The sequence below is a fragment of the Isoptericola sp. GX10416 genome (genome assembly GCF_056590155.1).
Window position 1 is genome coordinate 93,475 of record NZ_JBWPVO010000003.1, and the last position, 18,505, is coordinate 111,979.

An 18,505-nucleotide genomic window follows, 5' to 3' on the forward strand; every position below is an offset into this window, starting at 1 on the left:
CGTCAGCCGACGGTGATCTCGTCGTCGGTGTAGTAGCCGCTGTCCACCAGGACCTCGTCGATGTCACCGCGGTTGACGGTCGAGACGCCGAGCAGGTAGGTCGGCACCATCTTCACCCCGTTGTCGTACGTCTCGGTGTCGTTGACCTCGGGCTCCCCGCCCTCCAGGTAGGCGAGCGCGGCCGCGACCGCGGCATCGGCCAGCAGACGCGTGTCCTTGAACACCGTGGAGTACTGCATCTTCTCGCGGATGAGCTTGACCGAGGCGGCCTCCGCGTCCTGACCGGTCACGACGGGCATCCCGTCGGCGATCTTCGGGCCCAGACCGTCCAGCGCGAGCGCGGTGATGGCACCCCGCGAGACGCCGTCGTACGGCGAGAGGACCCCGTCCAGCTCGGTGCCGTCGGCGTAGAACTGCGCGAGCAGGCTCTCCATCCGGTCCTGGGCCAGGTCCTTGGACCAGCGCCACGTCTCGGCCGCGACGATCTCGGTCTGGCCCGACGGCACCTTGACGACGCCGTCCTCGAGGTACGGCGCGAGCGTGTCCATCGCGCCTTCCCAGAACATGTGCGCGTTGTTGTCGTCGAGCGAACCGGCGAACAGCTCGATGTTGTACGGGCCCTCGTCACCGGTGGGCTCGCCGTCGTCGTCGACGACGCCGATGCCCTGCAGCAGCGACGTGGCCTGGGCGACGCCGACGGCGTAGTTGTCGAACGTGACGTAGTGGTCGACGCCGTCGCTCTCGAGAAGCAGCCGGTCGTACGCGATGACCGGGATGTCCTGCGCCGCGGCAGCCTTGAGCTGGTCACCCAGACCGGCGCCGTCGACGGCCGCGATGATCAGCAGCTCGGCACCGCCGTCGATCATCGCCTGCACCTGGTCGGCCTGCTTGAAGCCGGCGGTGTCGTCGCCCGCGTATCGCAGGTCCACGTCGTAGCCCGCCTCCTCGAGCCCGGCCGCGAGCGTCTGGCCGTCAGAGATCCAGCGCTCGGACGTCTCGGTCGGCATCGCCACACCGATCGTGCCCGCCCCGCTGGGGGCCTCCTCCTCGTCGGCCCCGCAACCCGACAGGACGAGCGCAGCGGCCGTCCCCACGACGGCAGCGCCCGCTGCCAGTCGTCGATTCATCGCGTTCCTCCGTTTCAGTCCGCCGTACCACGTGCGGACTCCGTGTCTCGATCGCACGCCGTGCGGCGTGCGTTGATCACATCGATCGGTCAGGCAGCCCCGGTGATCGCGGCCAGGATGGACTCGTGGCTCGCGGAGGCGGGGAACGACCCGTTGTTGCGCCCGTGCCGCATCACCTCGATGCGGTCCGAGACGGCCCGGACGTCGTTGAGATTGTGGCTGATGAGGATCACCCCGAGCCCCATCTCCCGCAGTCGCTCGATGTGCGTGAGCACCTCGGCCGTCTGCGCCACGGAGAGCGCCGCCGTCGGCTCGTCGAGCACGACGATACGCGGCTCGCCGATCAGCGTCCGCGCGATGGCCACTGCCTGGCGCTGCCCCGCGGAGAGGCTGCGCAACGGTGTGCGCACCGACGGGATGCGAACCGTCAGGTGCTCCAGGAGGCGGCGTGTGTCGACCTCCATCTGCCCGTCACGGAGCATGCCGGCCCGGCCACGGATCTCCTGTCCGAGGAATACGTTGGCCGTGACGTCGAGGTTCTCGCACACCGCGAGGTCCTGGAAGACGCTGGCCACACCGAGGGCGTTGGCGGCAGAGGGCGAGTGGATCGTCACCGGCCTCCCCTCGATCTCGACCTGGCCCGCGTCCGGTGTGAGCACACCCGCCACGACCTTGGCGAGCGTCGACTTGCCTGCGCCGTTGTCACCGACCAGGGCGACGACCTCGTGGGAGTACACCTCGAGGTCGATGCCCACGAGCGCCTCGACGGCACCGAAGTTCTTGCTCACCTCACGCAGCGCGAGCAGGGGCGAGCGCCGGCGCGTGCCGTCGGTCGGCGGCGTCATCGTCCCGCTCCCTCGTCGTCGGTGCTGTCGGGTCGCTCGAACAGGTCGGTGCTCTCCAGGGCGAGCGCGATCGCACCCTGGAGCTCGGCACGCAACCCTAGCGCGGCCGGCACCACGTCGGGACCACCTGACCGGCTCAGCACCGTGCGTCGTCGCAGGGCCTCGCGCAGCGGGGCGAGGAACACCTCGCCCGTCTCGGCCAGGTCCCCGCCGACGACGACGCGCTGCGGCCCCAGGCCGGTGGCGAGCGCCGCGACGACACCGCCGACGGTCGCGCCGGCGTCGGCCACGATCTCCCGGCAGCCCGGGTCGTCGTCCTTGGTCAGCCGGACGACGTCTCGCAACGTGAGATGCCCGTAGCTGGCATACAGCGGCTCCAGCAGGGCCGGGCCGCCGACGACGGTCTCGAGGCAGCCTCGGCTGCCGCAGGCGCAGATCCGGCCGGCAGGGTCGACCTGCACGTGACCGATCTCTCCGGCGGTGCCGTCCGCACCGCGGTGGACCCGGCCGTTCACCACGAGGCCCGCACCCACGCCCTGCGAGACGTTGACGTAGAGGAGGTCACGCAGCTCACGCCCGGCACCGAGCGTCGACTCGGCCAGCGCCCCGAGGTTGGCGTCGTTGTCCACGAAGACGGGGCGCGCGAGCCGCTTCTCCAGGACCTGGGCGATCTGGACGGAGTCCCAGCCCCGCAGCACGCCGCGCAGGCCGACCATGCCGGTGGCGGGGTTCACCGGGGCGGGCAGCCCCACGCCGATGCCGAGCAGCTCGCCCAGGTCCGCGCCGACCCGCTCCACCAGGTCCACGACGAGCAGCGCGACGCGGTCCAGGCTGGTGTCCGAGCGATGGTCGGCCGGCAGGGGCAGGATCTGCTCGGCGAGCACCTCGTGCGAGACGTCGGCGAGGGCGACCCGCAGGTGCCGGTAGCCGACGACGACGCCCGCCACCAGCCCGACACGGTGAGCGAGGGTCACCAGCTGCGCCCTGCGCCCCGAGCGGACGGTGCTGCGGACCTCGGCGATCTCGGCCGCCACGAGGTCCTTGACGATCGCCGAGACCGTCGCCGCCGAGAGCCCCGTCGCGCCGGCGAGCTCGACCTGGGTGAGGCCACCGTGCCTCTTCACCGCGTCCGCGACGCGGGCGCGGTTTGCCTCGCGCAGCGACGACTGAGATCCCGCCATCGGGTGCCGTCCCTTCACGATCCGGAGCGAATGGGGAAGCCGGACGGGCGGGTGGGAGGACCCACCCGCCCGTCCGCGGCCGTCATCCGGTTCAGCGGGCCACGGAGGCGCGCTTCTTGTTCCAGATGTCGAAGGCGACCGCCAGCAGAAGCACCAGGCCCTTGATGACCTGCTGCATCGACTGCGGCACACCCATCAGCTGCATGCCGTTGGACATGACGGCCATGATCAGACCACCGATCATGGCGCCGCCGACACGGCCCACACCACCGGTCGTGGAGGCGCCACCGATGAAGCAGGCGGCGATCGCGTCGAGCTCGAACATGTTGCCCGCGCCGGGCTGGGCGCTGTTCATCCGCGAGGAGAAGACGACGCCGGCGATGGAGGCCAGGAAGCCCATGTTCACGAAGATCCAGAAGTTGATCTTGCGCACCGCCACACCCGACAGTTCGGCCGCGTGGCGGTTGCCGCCGACGGCGTAGATGTGCCGACCGAAGACGGACTTCTGGGTGACCAGCGTGTAGGCGATGATCAGCACGGCGAGGATGATCAGCACGACCGGCAGGCCGCGCGAGGAGGCGAGCTGGTAGCCGAACCACATGACCACCGCGGCGACCACGAGGATCTTGAGCGCGAACAGCGGCAGGGACTCGACCGACTGCTGGTAGGCGACCTTGCCCTGGCGCGAGCGCCACTGCGACACACCGTAGCCGACGACGGCGATCCCGAAGATCACGAGCGTGAAGACGTCGAACCCGTAGCCGCCCAGCAGTCCGTTGAGGAACCCGTTGGCGACCTCGTAGTAGGTGCCGCCGAACGGCGACAGCGACCGGTTGTCCAGCACGAGGAACGTCAGGCCGCGGAAGAGCAGCATGCCTGCCAGGGTGACGATGAAGCCGGGGATGCCGACGTACGCGACCCAGAAGCCCTGCCAGATGCCGACGAGCAGGCCGACGACCAGCGCGGCGAGCACACCGGCCCACCACGGCATGCCCTCGCGGACGACGACGACGGCGGAGACGGCTCCGGTCAGGGCGACCACCGAGCCGACGGACAGGTCGATCTGCCCGGCGATGATGATCATCACCATCCCGATCGCCAGGATCAGGATGTAGGAGTACTGCAGGATCAGGTTCGTCAGGTTGGTCGGCGACAGGAAGCTGGGGTGCAGCGCGGCGAACAGCACCACGATCGCGACGAAGGCGATGAGGATGCCGCTCTGGCGCATGTTCCGGGTCAGGGCGTCCCGGACCGAGGCGATGGCGTTCATGAGGCAGTTCCGTTCGTGGGCAGGGGCTGGTCGCGCTCGAGGGTCATGAGCTCCATGAGGCGTTCCTGCGTCGCGTCGGCGACGGGAAGTTCACCGGTCATGCGACCGAAGGCGAGGGCGTACACGCGGTCGCAGATGCCGAGCAGCTCGGGCAGCTCGGAGGAGATGACGACGACCGCCTTCCCCGCCGCGACCATCTTGTTGATGATCGTGTAGATCTCGTACTTGGCACCGACGTCGATGCCACGGGTGGGCTCGTCGAGGATCAGCACGTCCGGGTCGGTGTACAGCCACTTGGACAGCACGACCTTCTGCTGGTTGCCGCCCGAGAGCGTGCCGACGTCGACGAGGACGTTCGGAGTCTTGACGTTCATCGAGGTCCGGTACTCCTCGGCGATGCGCAGCTCCTCGTTGCCGTTGATCCAGCCGCCGGGAGCGAGCTGACGCAGGCCCGCCGCGGAGATGTTGTGCCGGACGTCGTCGATGAGGTTGAGGCCGTACTGCTTGCGGTCCTCGGTGGCGTAGGCGATGTGGTGCTCGATCGCCTCGGCGACCGTCCGCACCTGGATCTCCTTGCCGTCCTTGTAGATCTTGCCGCGGATGTTGCGGCCGTAGGAGCGCCCGAAGAGGCTCATCGCCAGCTCGGTGCGGCCCGCGCCCATGAGGCCCGCGATGCCGATGACCTCGCCGGCGCGGACGTGGAACGACGCGTCGTAGATGATCTGCCGTCCGGCCTGGGTGGGGTGGTCGACGTTCCAGTTCTCGACGCGCAGCACCTCCTCCCCGGGCACGCTCTCGCGCTCCGGGTACCGGTGCTCGAGGTCGCGACCTACCATGCCGCGGATGATGCGGTCCTGGGTCGCGCTCTCCTCGGTCATGTCGATCGTCTCGATCGTCTGACCGTCCCGGATGATGGTGGTGCGGTCGGCGATCTCCTCGATCTCGTTGAGCTTGTGCGAGATGATGATGCAGGTGATGCCCTGGTCCCGCAGCGCCCGCAGCAGCTCGAGCAGATGCTCGGAGTCGGTGTCGTTCAGCGCGGCGGTCGGCTCGTCCAGGATGAGCAGGCGCACCTCCTTCGAGAGCGCCTTGGCGATCTCGATGAGCTGCTGCTTGCCCACGCCGAGCTGGCCGATGGGCGTGGTGGGGTTCTCGCGCAGGCCGACCCGCTCCATGAGCGTCGCCGCCCGGTGGTTCGCGTCGTTCCAGTCGATGAGCCCGAAGCGGCCGCGCATCTCGTTGCCGAGGAAGATGTTCTCGGCGACGGACAGGTACGGCACCAGCGCGAGCTCCTGGTGGATGATGACGATGCCTCGCTGCTCGGAGTCCGAGATCGACCCGAACTCCGCCGTGGCGCCGTCGAAGACGATCTCGCCGTCGTAGGTGCCGTGGGGGTACACGCCCGACAGCACCTTCATCAGCGTCGACTTGCCGGCACCGTTCTCACCGCAGATCGCATGGATCTCGCCCTGCTCGACGGTGAGGCTGACGTCGGACAACGCCTTGACGCCAGGGAACTCCTTGGTGATGGAGCGCATCTCCAGAATGGTGCTCATCTGCGCTCTCGTCCCTCCTTCGGTGGGGGGTAGCGGCCGCGGCGGGAGCCGACGGCGGACCCGGGGCGGCCCGCCCGCCGTGGCCGGAGCGCACGACGGGCGGGCCTGCCCGCGATGAGTTCGGTCAGGACCGACGGATCACTCCGCGGCCTGGCCCGACTCGACCTCTTCGGCGGTGTAGTAGCCGGAGTCGACGAGGATCGGCGCGATGTCCTCGGCGAAGACCGTCTCGACCTCGAGCAGGTACGACGGCACGACCTTGACGCCGTTGTCGTACGTCTCGGTGTCGTTCGCCTCGGGGTCCTCACCCTCGACGAAGGACTGCGCCGCGGCGACGGCCTGCTCGGCGAGCAGGCGCGTGTCCTTGAAGATGGTCGAGGACTGCACGCCCTGGTCGATCAGTGCGACGTTGGCGATCTCGGCGTCCTGCCCGGTGACGACCGGCAGGCCCTCCTCGAGGGTCGGGCCCATGCCCGCACCCTGCAGGGCGTTGATGATGCCCCGCGAGAGCACGTCCGCCGGGGCCAGCACGCCGTCCAGCTCCTCGTCGCTGCCGGTGTACGTGGAGGTCAGCAGGTCCTCCATCCGGCTCTGGGCGGTCTCCAGCTCCCACCGCTGGGTGCTGATCTGGTCGAAGTTCACCTGACCCGAGGGGACGACGACGGTGCCGTCGTCGAGCAGCGGCTGCAGGATGGACATCGCACCGTCGAAGAAGAAGTGCGCGTTGTTGTCGTCCGGGGAACCGGCGAAGAGCTCGACGTTGAACGGGCCCTCCTCACCGGTCGGCTCGTCGTTCTCGTCGAGGTAGCCGACGCCACGCAGCAGGGCGTTCGCCTGGGCGACACCCACGGCGAAGTTGTCGAACGTGGTGTAGAAGTCCACGTTCTCGCTGTCCCGGATGAGGCGGTCGTAGGCGATGACGGGGATGTTCTCCGCCGCCGCGGCCTCGAGCTGGCTGGTCAGTGCCGTCCCGTCGATGGACGCGATGATGAGGACGTCGACGCCCTCGGTGATCATCGAGTCGATCTGCTGGGTCTGGGTCGGGATGTCGTCGTTGGCGAACTGCAGATCCACCTGGTAGCCGAGCTCCTCGAGCCCGGCCTCGACGTTGCCGCCGTCCTGGATCCAGCGCTCGTAGGTCTGGGTGGGCATGGCCACGCCGACCTTGACGTTCTCGTCACCGTCGCCTGCGGCCTCTTCGGTGCCGGAACCGGCACCCTCGCCACCGCATGCGGTCAGGGTGAGCGCCAGCGCCGCACCTGCGGCGACCACGCCCATCTTCTTGCCGAGTCGCATCCTCGCGCTCCTTCTCGTCGTCGAGGGTCCTCCGGCGGCGACCTTCACCACCGGTGCCCCGTCGGGGCCGGACCGCAGCCTCCAGAAGGAGGCCGGACACAACTTTCCTGTCTTCGAGACTTGAAGTCAACGCTGGGGCATCACGATCTGATCACGACCAACAGAGCGACAGTTCGGACATTAACCCCTAAGGGTCCCTGCCTTGACTTCGCCTCGCGAAGTCAAGGCAGGGACCGGGTGAACCTGTCTCAGTTCTGCCGCTCCACCAGCACGGCGACCGTCCGTGCCGGCACGGTGACCGTGCCGGAGGGCGCGTCCCAGCCGGTCTCCCGGACGACGTCGTCACCACCGTCGCGCTGGACCGGCGACAGCGCGTAGTCGCGCCCGGCGAGCTCGTCGAGCGTCACCGTCGCGGGCTCCGGCGAGGCGTTGAGCACGGTCAGCACCCCGTCCAGCGCCGGGTCGACGTCGACGCCGCCCGCCGTGTCGTCGATCGACATCGCGATCACTCCCGGGGCGGCGTCCGGACCGGAAGCCGGGAACGACACCTTGTCCTCGATCAGGTCCGCGGTACCGAGGCGGAACAGGTCCGTGGACCCGCGCAGCTCGAGCAGCTCGCGGGCGCGCTCGGACGCCCCGGCGATGTCCTCCGGCGCGGGCTTGAGCGCCGGGTCCGCCAGCAGCGGAGCCATGAGCGGCCACTTCTCCGCGTTGTCCGCGGCCATCGGCAGACCCCGGGCGAACCCGTTGTCCTGGCCAGACCAGTCGATCGCGTTGAACCAGTCCCCCGAGTCGTAGGAGTTGCGGTCCAGGGACTTCGAGCGCAGCAGATCCGTGCCCGCGTGCCAGAACGAGGGTGTCTGGGACAGCGCGGCCGTGGCGAGGGACACGGTGTTCATGCGCACCCGGTCGTCCATCGAGGTCGCTTGCGGCAGCTTGAGCGTCAGCAGGTCGAAGAGGGTCTCGTTGTCGTGCGCGTCCACGTAGGTCACCACCTCCTCCGGGGAGTCGGCGTATCCGGCCGGTGAGCCGCGGTAGTCGAGGTCCGCGCCCCGGGTGGTCTCGCCGTCGGACGTCCGGAACGTGAAGTCGCGCAGGTTCCCGGCGAGGCCGAGCCGCACGAGGTCGGTCTGGTGGCCGAGGTCGTCGCGCTCGTCGTCACCGCCGTCGTTGACCGTGCCCGGCTCCCCCGTGCGCGCCTCCCGGCCGTTCGGGTCGGTGAACAGCCCGGTGCCGAACCCCTGGGTGAACGTCGATGCCCCGTCCACGGGTGAGCCGCCGTGCACGGCGTCGCGCAGCCGGTCGCTGAACGTGCCGATGCCCGTTCCACCGAGGTTGCCCTGCGTGGCCTGCTCGAACAGCGCCCCGTCGGCGACCTCGCCGAAGTTCCAGCCCTCGCCGTAGAGGTACACCGCCGACCCGTCGACGCCGTCCTCGGCGGGCGTCAGCTCGTCCAGCGCCTCCCGCACGGCGAGCATGTTCTCGCGCGAGTGGTGGCCCATGAGGTCGAACCGGAACCCGTCGACCTTGTAGTCGCGGGCCCAGGTGACCACGGAGTCCACCATCAGCTTCTGGGCCATCGCGTGCTCCGTGGCGACGTTCTGGCAGCACGTGCTGGTCTCGACCGCGCCCGTCGTCGGGTCGAGCCGGTGGTAGTAGCCGGGCACCACGCGGTCCAGCACGCTCTTCGCGTCCTGACCGCTGGCCGCCGTGTGGTTGAACACCTGGTCCAGGACCACCTGGAGCCCGGACGCGTGCAGCGAACCCACCATCGTGCGGAACTCGGCGACCCGTGCGCCGCCGTCGGCGTCCACGGCGTACGAGCCCTCCGGGGTCGTGAAGTGGTAGGGGTCGTACCCCCAGTTGAAGGCGTCGCTGCCCTGGACCTCGGCCACCGCGGCCTGCTGCTCGTCGGAGTCCGGCGCGAACGCGGACAGGTCTCCGGTCGCCTTCTGGTCCGCCCGGTCCTCGGGGATCGTGGCGATGTCGAACGTGGGCAGCAGGTGCACCGTGGTCATCCCGGCGTCCGCCAGCTCGCGCAGGTGCGCCATGCCGTCCGAGTCCCCCTCGGCGAACGCCAGGTAGGTGCCCCGGACGTCCTCGGGGACGGTGTCGTCCGCGATCGAGAAGTCCCGCACGTGCAGCTCGTAGATCATCTGGTCCACGGGCCGCTCGACGACGGGCTGGTCGGTGGTGCGCCAGACCTTCGGCTGCCAGCGCTTGTCCTCGAGGCCCACCACGACGGAGTGCGTCGAGTCGCGGGTGAGCGCCACCGCGTACGGGTCGGTCACCACGTTGGTCTCCACCTGACCGGTCCCGGGGACGTAGACGGTCACCGCGTACCGGTAGCGGGCGCCGACCCACGGGTACTTCTTGTCCTCCCGCTTGCCGTCCAGGGTCCACGACCCGTCCGGCCTGCGCTCCGTCTCGAACCGGTCGGGCTCGGCGTCCGGCTCGCGACCCTCCGGCCAGACGAGGAGGTCGACGTCCTGGGCCGTCGGCGCCCACACCGCGAACGACGCCCACTTGCGGTTCGGGTGCACGACGGCGCCGAACGTACGATCCTCGGCGGCCTCGGCGTACAAGTCGTCCAGCACACCGGGGAGCTGGACGCCGGTCGCGGCCGTGAGCACGTCTCCGTCGGAGCGGGTCACGAGCAGCTGGCCGGTCAGCAGCGCCTCGATCGACTCGCGGCCCAGGGGATCACCGTCCGACGTCGGCACGAGCGTCGCGTGGCCCGCCAGCGCCGGGAAGTCCGCGGCGACGTCGTCCGGCACGGCACCGCCGGGGTCGAGCGGGTAGGACGCCGCGCCGTCGGGCAGGTCGCCGTCCGGGCCGGTGACTCCGCCGTCCGCGACCTGGAGGCCGCCGGCAGGCGAGGCCCAGAGGGTCCACTCCTCGCCCGCGCCCAGGTCGCCGGGGGCGAGGAGCAGCGACTCACGCACCCAGTGCGCGGCCTGCTGACCGGTCCCGGCGAGCGGCGGGTCATCCACGCCGATCGTCAGCTCGTGGGTCGCGAGGTCGTAGGAGAACTCGACCGTCTCGCCGCCACCGACGCTGAACGAGTAGTTCGCCCCGTCGGGCTCTCCCCCGATGCCGTAGTTCTCCGCCCAGCTCAGGCCGTGGGCCACCTTCGCCTCGTAGGCACCACCGGCGAGCTCGTCGGTGGACCAGGTGTGCACGCCGTCGCCGTCCGGGTCCTTGAGCCAGGTGGCGAGGCAGGCCGGGTCCCAGGCGTCCGGGCAGACCTGGTCCTGGTAGGAGCCGGGCAGCGTGACGATCGGGCCTTGCGCGGTCGAGGAGAAGTCCTTGCCGACCGGGTCCCAGTAGAAGGTGACCTCGCCGCCGTCATGCGTGTACATCGCGTTGCCGCCGTCATGTACGCCACCGGTGCCGTAGTTGACGTCCCAGGAGCCGTTGAGGGCCACCTTGTACTCGTACTCACCGGCCGGCAGGTCGAACGTGCCCTCCCAGACGCCGTCGGCACGCTCGGTGAGGCGGGCGCCCTCGCAGTCGGGCGTCCAGTCGCCGGCGCAGCCCATCTCGCTGTTGTGGCTGCCCGGCACCGTGACCATGTCCACCTCGGGCTCCGGCTCGGCGTCGCCGACGACTCCGGAGACGTCCACGCCCACGGAGGCGAACGTGGAGGCGGCGGCGCGGTCGCCGTCGGCGTCGACAGTCACCGCGCGGTACTCGACCAGCGTGCCTTCGGGCACCTCCGCGACGTCGTGGAAGACCCGCGGTGTGGTGTCCTCGGCCGTGCCGAGCGGCTGCCAGGCGTCCGTGCCGACCTCGCGCCAGGCGAAGCCGGTCTCGGCCCAGGCGTCGTCGATCTCCGCCGCGACCGGCGCGGTGCCGCTCACCGCGGCCCCAGGGGCGGGCAGGTCCACGGCGATGCTGCCGTCCGTCTCGGCGCCCACGGTCCGGTCGGCCCGCAGGACGACGGCGGAGGTCGCCGGGACGCTCAACGTCACGGTGCCTTCGGCGTCGGCCGTCACGGCTTCACCGTCGCCGTGGAGCACCTCGTAGCCCGCGCCCGGGGTCAGCGTCGTGAAGGTGGCGTCGCGCTCCTCGGACGTGTTGTTGAGCGCGACGAGGTGCTCGACCTTCTCCTCGCGGTCGACGCGGCTGAACGCATAGATCCCCGCGCCGTCCGACACGTGCCGCTCGATCTGCGCGCCCTGCGACAACGCGGGGTGCGCCTCGCGCAGCGCCGCCAGGTCCGCGATGTGCGCGTACAGCGGAGCGTCGGTGTCGTAGCGGTCCTGGCTGCCGGCGGTCTCACCCGTCACCAGCGGCTGGTCCGCGTACTCCTCGACCTGCGTGGCGAACAGCGTCTGGCGGGCGTCCTTGTCGCCGCCGCTGCCGGCGAAGCCCTGCTCGTCGCCGTAGTAGACGACCGGCTGGCCGCGGGTGAGGTACATCAGCTCGTGGGCGAGCTGGTCACGGGCGAGCGGGTCGTCGGTGCTCGCCAGCATGAACCCGACGCGTCCCATGTCGTGGTTGCCGAGAAACGTCGGCAGCGCGGCCGCGGACGTGTCCGGCGTCGTGTACCGGTCGTCGCTCGCGAACAGGCTCGCCAGGCCTCGTGCGCTGTTGCCGCTCGCGTAGCTGGTGGCGGACGCCTGGAAGGCGAAGTCGAGCACCGAGCTCATGTCGGTGTCCCGGACGTAGGGGGAGGTCTTGGCCGCGTCGGCGTCGTACACCTCGCCGAACATGAAGAACTCGTCGTTGCCCTGCGCGTGGGCGTAGTCCATGACCTCGGCGGACCAGGTCTCCCAGAACTCCGGGTTCACGTGCTTGACCGTGTCGATGCGGAAGCCGTCGATGCCCAGGTCGATCCAGTCCTGATACACCTCGACGAACCCGTCGACCACGGTGGGGTGCTCGGTCATCAGGTCGTCGAGGCCGTCGAAGTCGCCGTAGGTGACCGACTCCCCCGTCCAGGTCGAGTTGCCGCGGTTGTGGTAGAGCGACGGGTCGTTCAGCCAGGCCGGGACCTTGACGTCCGCGTCCTCCGGCGCGATCACGGGGGTGTACGGGAACGACGTCGCCGGGTCGAGCTCGGGGAAGTCGCCGGAGCCCGCGAAGTCGGCCGGGTCGAACACGTCGCCCGCGGCGTCGCGGTACGGCGCGTCAGCCTGCTCCACGTAGGAGTACTCGCCCTCGGCGTAGTCGATGACGTCGGCCGTGTGGTTGGTGATGATGTCGAAGTAGACCTTGATCCCGCGCTCGTGGGCGTCGGCGATGAGCGCCTCGAGCTCGGCGTTGGTGCCCAGGTGCGGGTCGATCTGCGTGAAGTCGGTGATCCAGTACCCGTGGTACCCGGCGCTCACGTCGTCGCCGGTGCCCTGCACGGGCCGGTTGAGGAACGACGGCGTCAGCCAGATCGCCGTCGTGCCCAGCCCTTCGATGTAGTCGAGGTTCTCGTGCAGACCGGCGAGGTCTCCGCCCTGGTAGAACCCCTTGTCGGTCGGGTCGAACCCGTGCTCGAGGGCACCGCCCTCGATACCGCCCGTGTCGTTGGAGGCGTCGCCGTTGGCGAACCGGTCGGTCATGACGAAGTAGAACCGCTCGTCGGACCCGGCCTGCCGCACGGGCGGGACCACGAGCGCGGCGTCCGCGGCGTCGTCGTACTCCCCCGCCAGCCCGAGCGGGGTGAGCGCGGTGCGGTGGGTGGCGTCGTCGTAGGTGATCCGGACGCGGGCGTCGCCGCCGAGGACGAGCGGCGCGTTCGCGTCGGTGCCCTCGCGCCCGTACGCCTCGTCCCAGGTGCCGTCGAGGGCGACCTTGTACTCGTAGATGCCGGCCGGCAGGTCGTGCTCGGCGGTGAACGTGCCGTCGCCGGCGGGTTCCAGGGTGGTCGCCTCGCAGGTCGGGTCCCAGTCCTCGGCGCAACCGAGCTCTGTCTGGAGATCACCGACGAGCGTCGCGGTGCGCTCCTCGTCGGCAGCCGCGGCGGTGGGCACCAGGGCGAGGCCGGGGAGAGTCACGGCGAGCGCCGCGAGGGCGGCGACCCCGCGCCGTCTGAGGGGTGGGCGGATGGCACGGACCATGGAGGACTCCTTCGTCGACCGGGCGCGCGGGATCGCGACCTGACGTGACTGTACCGTTGCTGCAACCTTGCAGCAACGGCCAAGATCTGCCCATCCCGGACCCCGTCCGTTGCGGAAGGCTCAGTGCATGAGGGGCAGCACCAGGACGACGAGGGACATCAACGCAAGTGCCGAGAGGGCGATGACACGGTCGGAGCGGGTCCCCCAGAACTGCACGACGAATGCCACCAGGAACCATACGGACACCAGGGCCAGCGACATCTGCGGCGCCATGAAAACTGCGTAGACGGCGATCTCGGCCACGAGGAACATTGCTGCTCCGACCGGGACCGCAGTTCGGTTCCATGGGCTTGGTGCATATCGCTCGCTCGTCATGTGCCGCTCCCAGAGTGCAGAGGTGTGGTCGGTGGGTTTGCGCCTTGTCACCCTGCCAGGTGCGACCACCGCGATGCCAAGGCGCGCCACGGCCCGACGGCGGCCACCCGACCCTCGACGAGGACGACGACGCGATCGGCCCGCGCCAGCGCCGCCCGCTTCGAGGTGGACCCGACCACCGTGGTCCCCCGCTCCCGCAGCGACTCCCAGAGCTCGATCTCCGTGGCCGCGTCCAGCGCGCTCGACACGTCGTCCGCGAGGAGGACCTCCGCGTCCGTCGCCAGCGCCCGCGAGAGAGCCAGCCGCTGCACCTGCCCGCCCGAGAGCCGCACCCCGCGGTGGCCCACCCGCGAGTCGGGACCGCCCGCGTCCGCGATGTCGGTGCTCATCCGCGCCGCCTCCAACGGGCGCGCCACCCTCCGGTCGTGGTCCAGGCGGACGTTCTCGGCGAACGTCCCGGACAGCACCCGCGGCACCTGGGCGACGTGCGCCACCCGACCCGGCCGGAGGAAGGTCTCCGGATCCGTCACCGGCGCACCGTTCCAGGTGATGGTGCCGCGGTGCGCCATGAGGCCCGCGAGCGCGGACAGCAGGCTCGACTTGCCCGACCCGACCTGGCCGAGCAGCAGCACCAGCTCGCCGCGCCGCACCTCGAGCCGGACGTCGGTGACCCCGATCGTGCCGTCGTCGTGCACCGCTTCGACGGCCTGCAGCTCGAGCCGCTCGAACCGCGCGGGACCGGTCGGCGCCGGCACGGGAGTCGGCTCGGGAGCCGGCGCCGACCCCGTCCAGAGGTCGACCCCGGCCGGGAGCCTCGTGAGGTCCGCACCCGCCGCGAACGACGACGTCGCACGCAGCCAGTTCCGCGTGCCCGGCGCCTCGGTGATCACGGCCCCGGCCACGACCCCGAAGTAGGCGAACCCACCGACCGCGGCCGTGACCAGCAGGGTCGTCGCCAGGTTCCAGGTCCCGGCGAGCAGCAGCGCCCAGGCCGCGACCACGCCCACCTGCACCATCACCGTCGGGATGCCGTCCAGCACCGCCTGCACCCGGTGCTCCCGGATCGCGGCCCCCACCCGGCCTGCGTCCACCTGGCGCAGGTGTCGGTGGACGTCCGGGGTCCGGGCCGCGAGCTTCACCGTGCGCGCCGCGTCCAGCGCCGAGACGAGGGCACGCCCGAACCCGGCCCGGGCCTCCGCGGAACGGGTGGCGGTCCGGCCCGCGACCGGCCGGCCGGCCAGTGCGCTGACCGCCGTCACCCCCATCACCGCCAGCAGCACCAGCCCCGCCAGCGGCTCGCCGCTCACCAACCACGTGACGAGCACGACGACGAACCCGTTGAGCAGGTCGACCCACCGGTCGACGTAGAGCACGAACCGGTCGGCGTCGAGTGCACGGGCCACGACCTCCCCCGCCGGGGTCCGTCGCAGCCGCTGCTGGCGCGTCTGGCCCACGAGCACGCCCACGCGCACCCGCAGGAGCAGCTCGATCCACCACGACGGGTACAGCCGCACCGCGAGCGCCAGGCACAGCGGCGCCACGATCAGCATCGCCACGAGACCGGCCGTCAGGGCCAGCGGCACGCCGCCGTCTGCCAGGCTCTCGACCGCACGACCCCACAGGAACCCCGCCAGCGCGCCCTGGGCGGCGAACAGGCTGGTCAGCAGGAACAGCCCCGCGCCAGCGGCACCCCACCGCGGTCTGGTGACCAGGGCGCGCAGGACGCTGCGGGTCAGGCTCGGCCCGTGACCGGGGTCCTCCCGGACCGGCGGCGGGCCTGTCCGCCGCCGCGCTCCGATCCCCGCCGGTGCGACGCCGTCGTCCCCGGCCGGCCCGTCCGGCACGGCGACGACCGCGGCCGCCGCGTCGGACGGACCCCACACGTCGTGCCCGTCGTGCCCGTCCGTGCTGCTCGCCGCGAGCAGGTCGCGGAACGCGCCGTCCTGACGGGCCAGCTCCGCCCGCGGCCCCTGCTGGACGACGCGCCCGTGGTCCAGCACCACCACGCGCTCGGCGCGCTGCACGGTGCCGAGCCGGTGCGCGACGACGACGCCGGTCCGCCCCGTCAGGAGCCGGTCGGACGCGGCGACCACCCGCGCCTCGGTGTGCGGGTCCATCCTGGCGGTCGCCTCGTCGAGCACGACCACGCGGACGTCCCGCACGAGGAGCCGCGCGAACGCCACGAGCTGCTCCTCCCCGGCGGAGAGCGACGTCCCACCCGGGCCGAGCAGCGTGTCGAGTCCGTCGGGCAGCCCCGCCACCCAGTCGGCCAGGCCCAGCTCGACCACCGCCTCCTCGATGTCGCGGCGCGGCACGTCGGCGAACAGCGCGACGTTCTGCGCCAGCGTCCCGGCGACGATCTCGGTGCGCTGGGTGACGACCCCCACGCCGGCACGGAGCTGCTGCAGGTCGGCGTCGCGGACGTCCACGCCCCCGAGGAACAGCGTCCCGGGCGGCGGTTCGACGGCGCGGGACAGCAGCGAGGCGAGCGTCGTCTTGCCCGACCCGGTCCGACCGACGAACGCCACGGTCTGCCCCGCCGGCACCGACAGCGACACACCCGCCAGCGCGAACGTCCCCTCGGCGTAGGTGAAGTCCAGGTCTCGCACCTCGATCTCCAGCGGCCGCTCCGGCAACGGGAGCCCGCCGACCGGCTCGGGCTCGGTGTCCAAGAGCTGGCGGATGCGCACCACTGCGCCGAGCCCTTCCTGGAGATCGGGAAGATGCTGCGCGAGCCGATCGATCTGCCCGACGAACAACGAGGTGACGAGGAACAGGGTCACCAGCCGCTCGACGGACATGTCGCCGGAGACGGCGAGGGCCACGCCGGCCACGACGACGCCGGCGAGCAGCGCGTGCAGCAGCACCCCGACCCGGGCCATCATCCGGGTCTCCACCCGCACCACGTTCAGCAACGCCCGGTGTACGACGGCAGACATCTCAGCCAGGCGCCGCAGCGCGAACGCCTGCCCGCCGGAGGTGCGCAGGTCGTCGCGCGCCGCGACACCCTCCTCCAGCACCGCGGCGTTGTCCGTCCAGGCCCGCTCCTCGACCACCTTGCGACGCGCGATCTCGCCCAGCAGCGACCGCACCGTCCACCACGTGCCCACGGCGAGCAGCGGGAAGAGGTACCAGGCGGGCCACCAGGTGACACCGGCCACCACCCAGATCGGCACCACCCCGACCACGGTGCGACCCATGCTCCACAGCTGGCGGCGGGCCAGCGCGCCGACGGCGTGCGTGTCGTCGTCGACCCGGTCGAGGATCTCGCCCACCGCCTGCTCGCCGAGCACCTCGATCGGTTGGTGCAGGGCGGCGCTCAGCAGGTCGCCGCGCAGGCGGCCCTCGGCGCGGTCGACCACGCCGGCCCACGCGACCTGGCCCGCGGCGTCGAGCAGCGCACCGCCCACCAGGCACAGGGCGAGCAGCAGGACTCCCGTCGCCTCGGGCGAGGCGGCAAGATCGCCGGCCACCACCGTCCCGACGGCGGTGCCGACGGCCCCCAGCGTCAGCGCGACGACCGCCACCGCCGACACCGGGCTGCGCAGCCGCCGCCAGTCGAGGCGGCGCGCAGGGTCCTCGCCCCGGGGCGGAACGTCCGGGGTAGGCGGTGCTGCGGTGGCGGTGTCGATCACTTCTCGAGACTAGGACGGTCGACGACCGAACTCGACACTTTTCCCTGGCGCGGTCCCCGCGCTCAGACCAGCCCGAGGGTGCGCACCGCGTCCCGCTCCGCGACCAGCTCCGCGACGCTCGCGTCGATCCGCTCGCGCGAGAACGGGTCGACGTCCAGCCCTTCCACGATCTGCCAGTCACCGCCCGACGACGTCACGGGGAACGAGCAGACGAGCCCTTCGGGCACGCCGTACTCGCCGTTCGACACCACGCCGGCGCTCGTCCAGTCGCCGTCCGGCGTCCCCAGGACCCAGTCGCGCGTGTGCTCGATCGCGGCGTTGGCCGCCGAGGCCGCCGACGACGCGCCACGGGCGTCGATGATCGCCGCGCCGCGCTTGGCGACCGTCGGGATGAAGTCGTCGGTCAGCCAGCCGGTGTCGGCCGTCAGCGTGCTGCCGGGGCTGCCGGCGACGTCCGCGTGGAACAGGTCGGGGTACTGCGTCGCGGAGTGGTTGCCCCAGATGGTGAGCCGCCGCACGTCCGCGACGGGCACGCCCGCCTTGGCCGCGACCTGGGAGAGCGCACGGTTGTGGTCCAGCCGCGTCATCGCGGTGAACCGCTCGGCCGGGACGTCCGGGGCGTGCGCCGCCGCGATGAGCGCGTTGGTGTTCGCCGGGTTGCCGACCACCAGGACGCGGACGTCGTCGGCGGCGCCCGCGTTGATCGCCTCGCCCTGCGGCCCGAAGATGCCGCCGTTGGCCTCCAGGAGGTCGGCACGCTCCATGCCCGGTCCCCGCGGGCGCGCACCCACCAGGAGCGCGACGTTCGTGCCGGCGAACCCCTGGGCGGGGTCGTCGTGGATGTCGATGCCGGCCAGCAGCGGGAAGGCGCAGTCGTCGAGCTCCATCGCGGTGCCCTCGGCGGCCCGCACGGCCTGCGGGATCTCCAGGAGCCGGAGCCGGACCGGGACGTCCGGCCCGAGCATCGCACCCGACGCGATCCGGAAGAGCAGGGCGTAGCCGATCTGACCGGCGGCACCGGTCACAGTCACGTTCACAGGTGTCGTCATGGCCCCTACTCTGGCGCACGCGGTCCGCTCCGTCACCCCCAGCGGTGCGGTCGCGGGCGCGAGCATCGGCCCAGGCGGTAGCGTGCCCCCGGGGACCGCGACCGTGACCCTGGAC

The 18,505-nt window shown here is 71.3% G+C and carries 10 protein-coding genes; all 10 read right to left on the reverse strand.

The annotated features are described in order from the left end of the window. Positions 1 to 2: 2 nt before the first annotated feature. The 10 genes from ACWAT2_RS06210 to ACWAT2_RS06255 all read right to left on the reverse strand — a co-directional run bounded on the left by ACWAT2_RS06210 (position 3) and on the right by ACWAT2_RS06255 (position 18,390). Positions 3 to 1,127 (reverse strand): substrate-binding domain-containing protein, encoded by a 1,125-nt coding sequence (locus tag ACWAT2_RS06210; protein WP_402372274.1) that lies wholly within the window; start codon positions 1,125 to 1,127, stop codon positions 3 to 5. An 89-nt stretch (positions 1,128 to 1,216) separates the two neighbouring features. Beyond that, positions 1,217 to 1,972 carry an ATP-binding cassette domain-containing protein gene (locus tag ACWAT2_RS06215; RefSeq protein ID WP_402372276.1) on the reverse strand — a complete coding sequence of 252 codons (756 nt, stop codon included), beginning with the start codon at positions 1,970 to 1,972 and terminating at the stop codon, positions 1,217 to 1,219. Beyond that, entirely contained in the window at positions 1,969 to 3,153 is a 1,185-nt protein-coding gene (locus ACWAT2_RS06220; protein ID WP_402372278.1) for an ROK family transcriptional regulator, read from the reverse strand. The genes ACWAT2_RS06215 and ACWAT2_RS06220 overlap by 4 nt, the downstream gene beginning before the upstream one ends. Positions 3,154 to 3,244: 91 nt before the next feature. Further along, a complete protein-coding gene (gene mmsB, locus ACWAT2_RS06225) occupies positions 3,245 to 4,423 on the reverse strand; it encodes a multiple monosaccharide ABC transporter permease (RefSeq protein ID WP_402372280.1) in 1,179 nt (392 codons plus the stop codon). Continuing rightward, positions 4,420 to 5,979 (reverse strand): multiple monosaccharide ABC transporter ATP-binding protein, encoded by a 1,560-nt coding sequence (gene mmsA / locus ACWAT2_RS06230; RefSeq protein ID WP_402372282.1) that lies wholly within the window; start codon positions 5,977 to 5,979, stop codon positions 4,420 to 4,422. The genes mmsB and mmsA overlap by 4 nt, the downstream gene beginning before the upstream one ends. Before the next feature lie 138 nt (positions 5,980 to 6,117). Next, entirely contained in the window at positions 6,118 to 7,275 is a 1,158-nt protein-coding gene (gene chvE, locus ACWAT2_RS06235) for a multiple monosaccharide ABC transporter substrate-binding protein (RefSeq protein ID WP_402372283.1), read from the reverse strand. Positions 7,276 to 7,523: 248 nt separating this feature from the next. After that, entirely contained in the window at positions 7,524 to 13,331 is a 5,808-nt protein-coding gene (gene pulA, locus ACWAT2_RS06240) for a pullulanase-type alpha-1,6-glucosidase (RefSeq protein ID WP_402372285.1), read from the reverse strand. 120 nt (positions 13,332 to 13,451) lie between these two features. Next, entirely contained in the window at positions 13,452 to 13,643 is a 192-nt protein-coding gene (locus ACWAT2_RS06245; RefSeq protein WP_402372286.1) for a hypothetical protein, read from the reverse strand. A gap of 110 nt (positions 13,644 to 13,753) precedes the next feature. Further along, the gene (locus ACWAT2_RS06250; RefSeq protein WP_402372288.1) at positions 13,754 to 17,341 is read right to left on the reverse strand and encodes an ATP-binding cassette domain-containing protein; all 3,588 of its coding nucleotides are present in this window, start codon (positions 17,339 to 17,341) and stop codon (positions 13,754 to 13,756) included. 62 nt (positions 17,342 to 17,403) lie between these two features. Continuing rightward, positions 17,404 to 18,390 (reverse strand): malate dehydrogenase, encoded by a 987-nt coding sequence (locus tag ACWAT2_RS06255; RefSeq protein WP_402372289.1) that lies wholly within the window; start codon positions 18,388 to 18,390, stop codon positions 17,404 to 17,406. Between the last annotated feature and the right edge of the window lie 115 nt (positions 18,391 to 18,505).

Excerpts from the sequence above, each read along its gene's own strand:
- ACWAT2_RS06210 (WP_402372274.1), bottom strand. The coding sequence starts at position 1,127 with ATGAATCGACGACTGGCAGCGGGCGCTGCCGTCGTGGGGACGGCCGCT.
- ACWAT2_RS06215 (WP_402372276.1), bottom strand. The coding sequence starts at position 1,972 with ATGACGCCGCCGACCGACGGCACGCGCCGGCGCTCGCCCCTGCTCGCG.
- ACWAT2_RS06220 (WP_402372278.1), bottom strand. The coding sequence starts at position 3,153 with ATGGCGGGATCTCAGTCGTCGCTGCGCGAGGCAAACCGCGCCCGCGTC.
- mmsB (WP_402372280.1), bottom strand. The coding sequence starts at position 4,423 with ATGAACGCCATCGCCTCGGTCCGGGACGCCCTGACCCGGAACATGCGC.
- mmsA (WP_402372282.1), bottom strand. The coding sequence starts at position 5,979 with ATGAGCACCATTCTGGAGATGCGCTCCATCACCAAGGAGTTCCCTGGC.
- chvE (WP_402372283.1), bottom strand. The coding sequence starts at position 7,275 with ATGCGACTCGGCAAGAAGATGGGCGTGGTCGCCGCAGGTGCGGCGCTG.
- pulA (WP_402372285.1), bottom strand. The coding sequence starts at position 13,331 with ATGGTCCGTGCCATCCGCCCACCCCTCAGACGGCGCGGGGTCGCCGCC.
- ACWAT2_RS06245 (WP_402372286.1), bottom strand. The coding sequence starts at position 13,643 with ATGTTCCTCGTGGCCGAGATCGCCGTCTACGCAGTTTTCATGGCGCCG.
- ACWAT2_RS06255 (WP_402372289.1), bottom strand. The coding sequence starts at position 18,390 with ATGACGACACCTGTGAACGTGACTGTGACCGGTGCCGCCGGTCAGATC.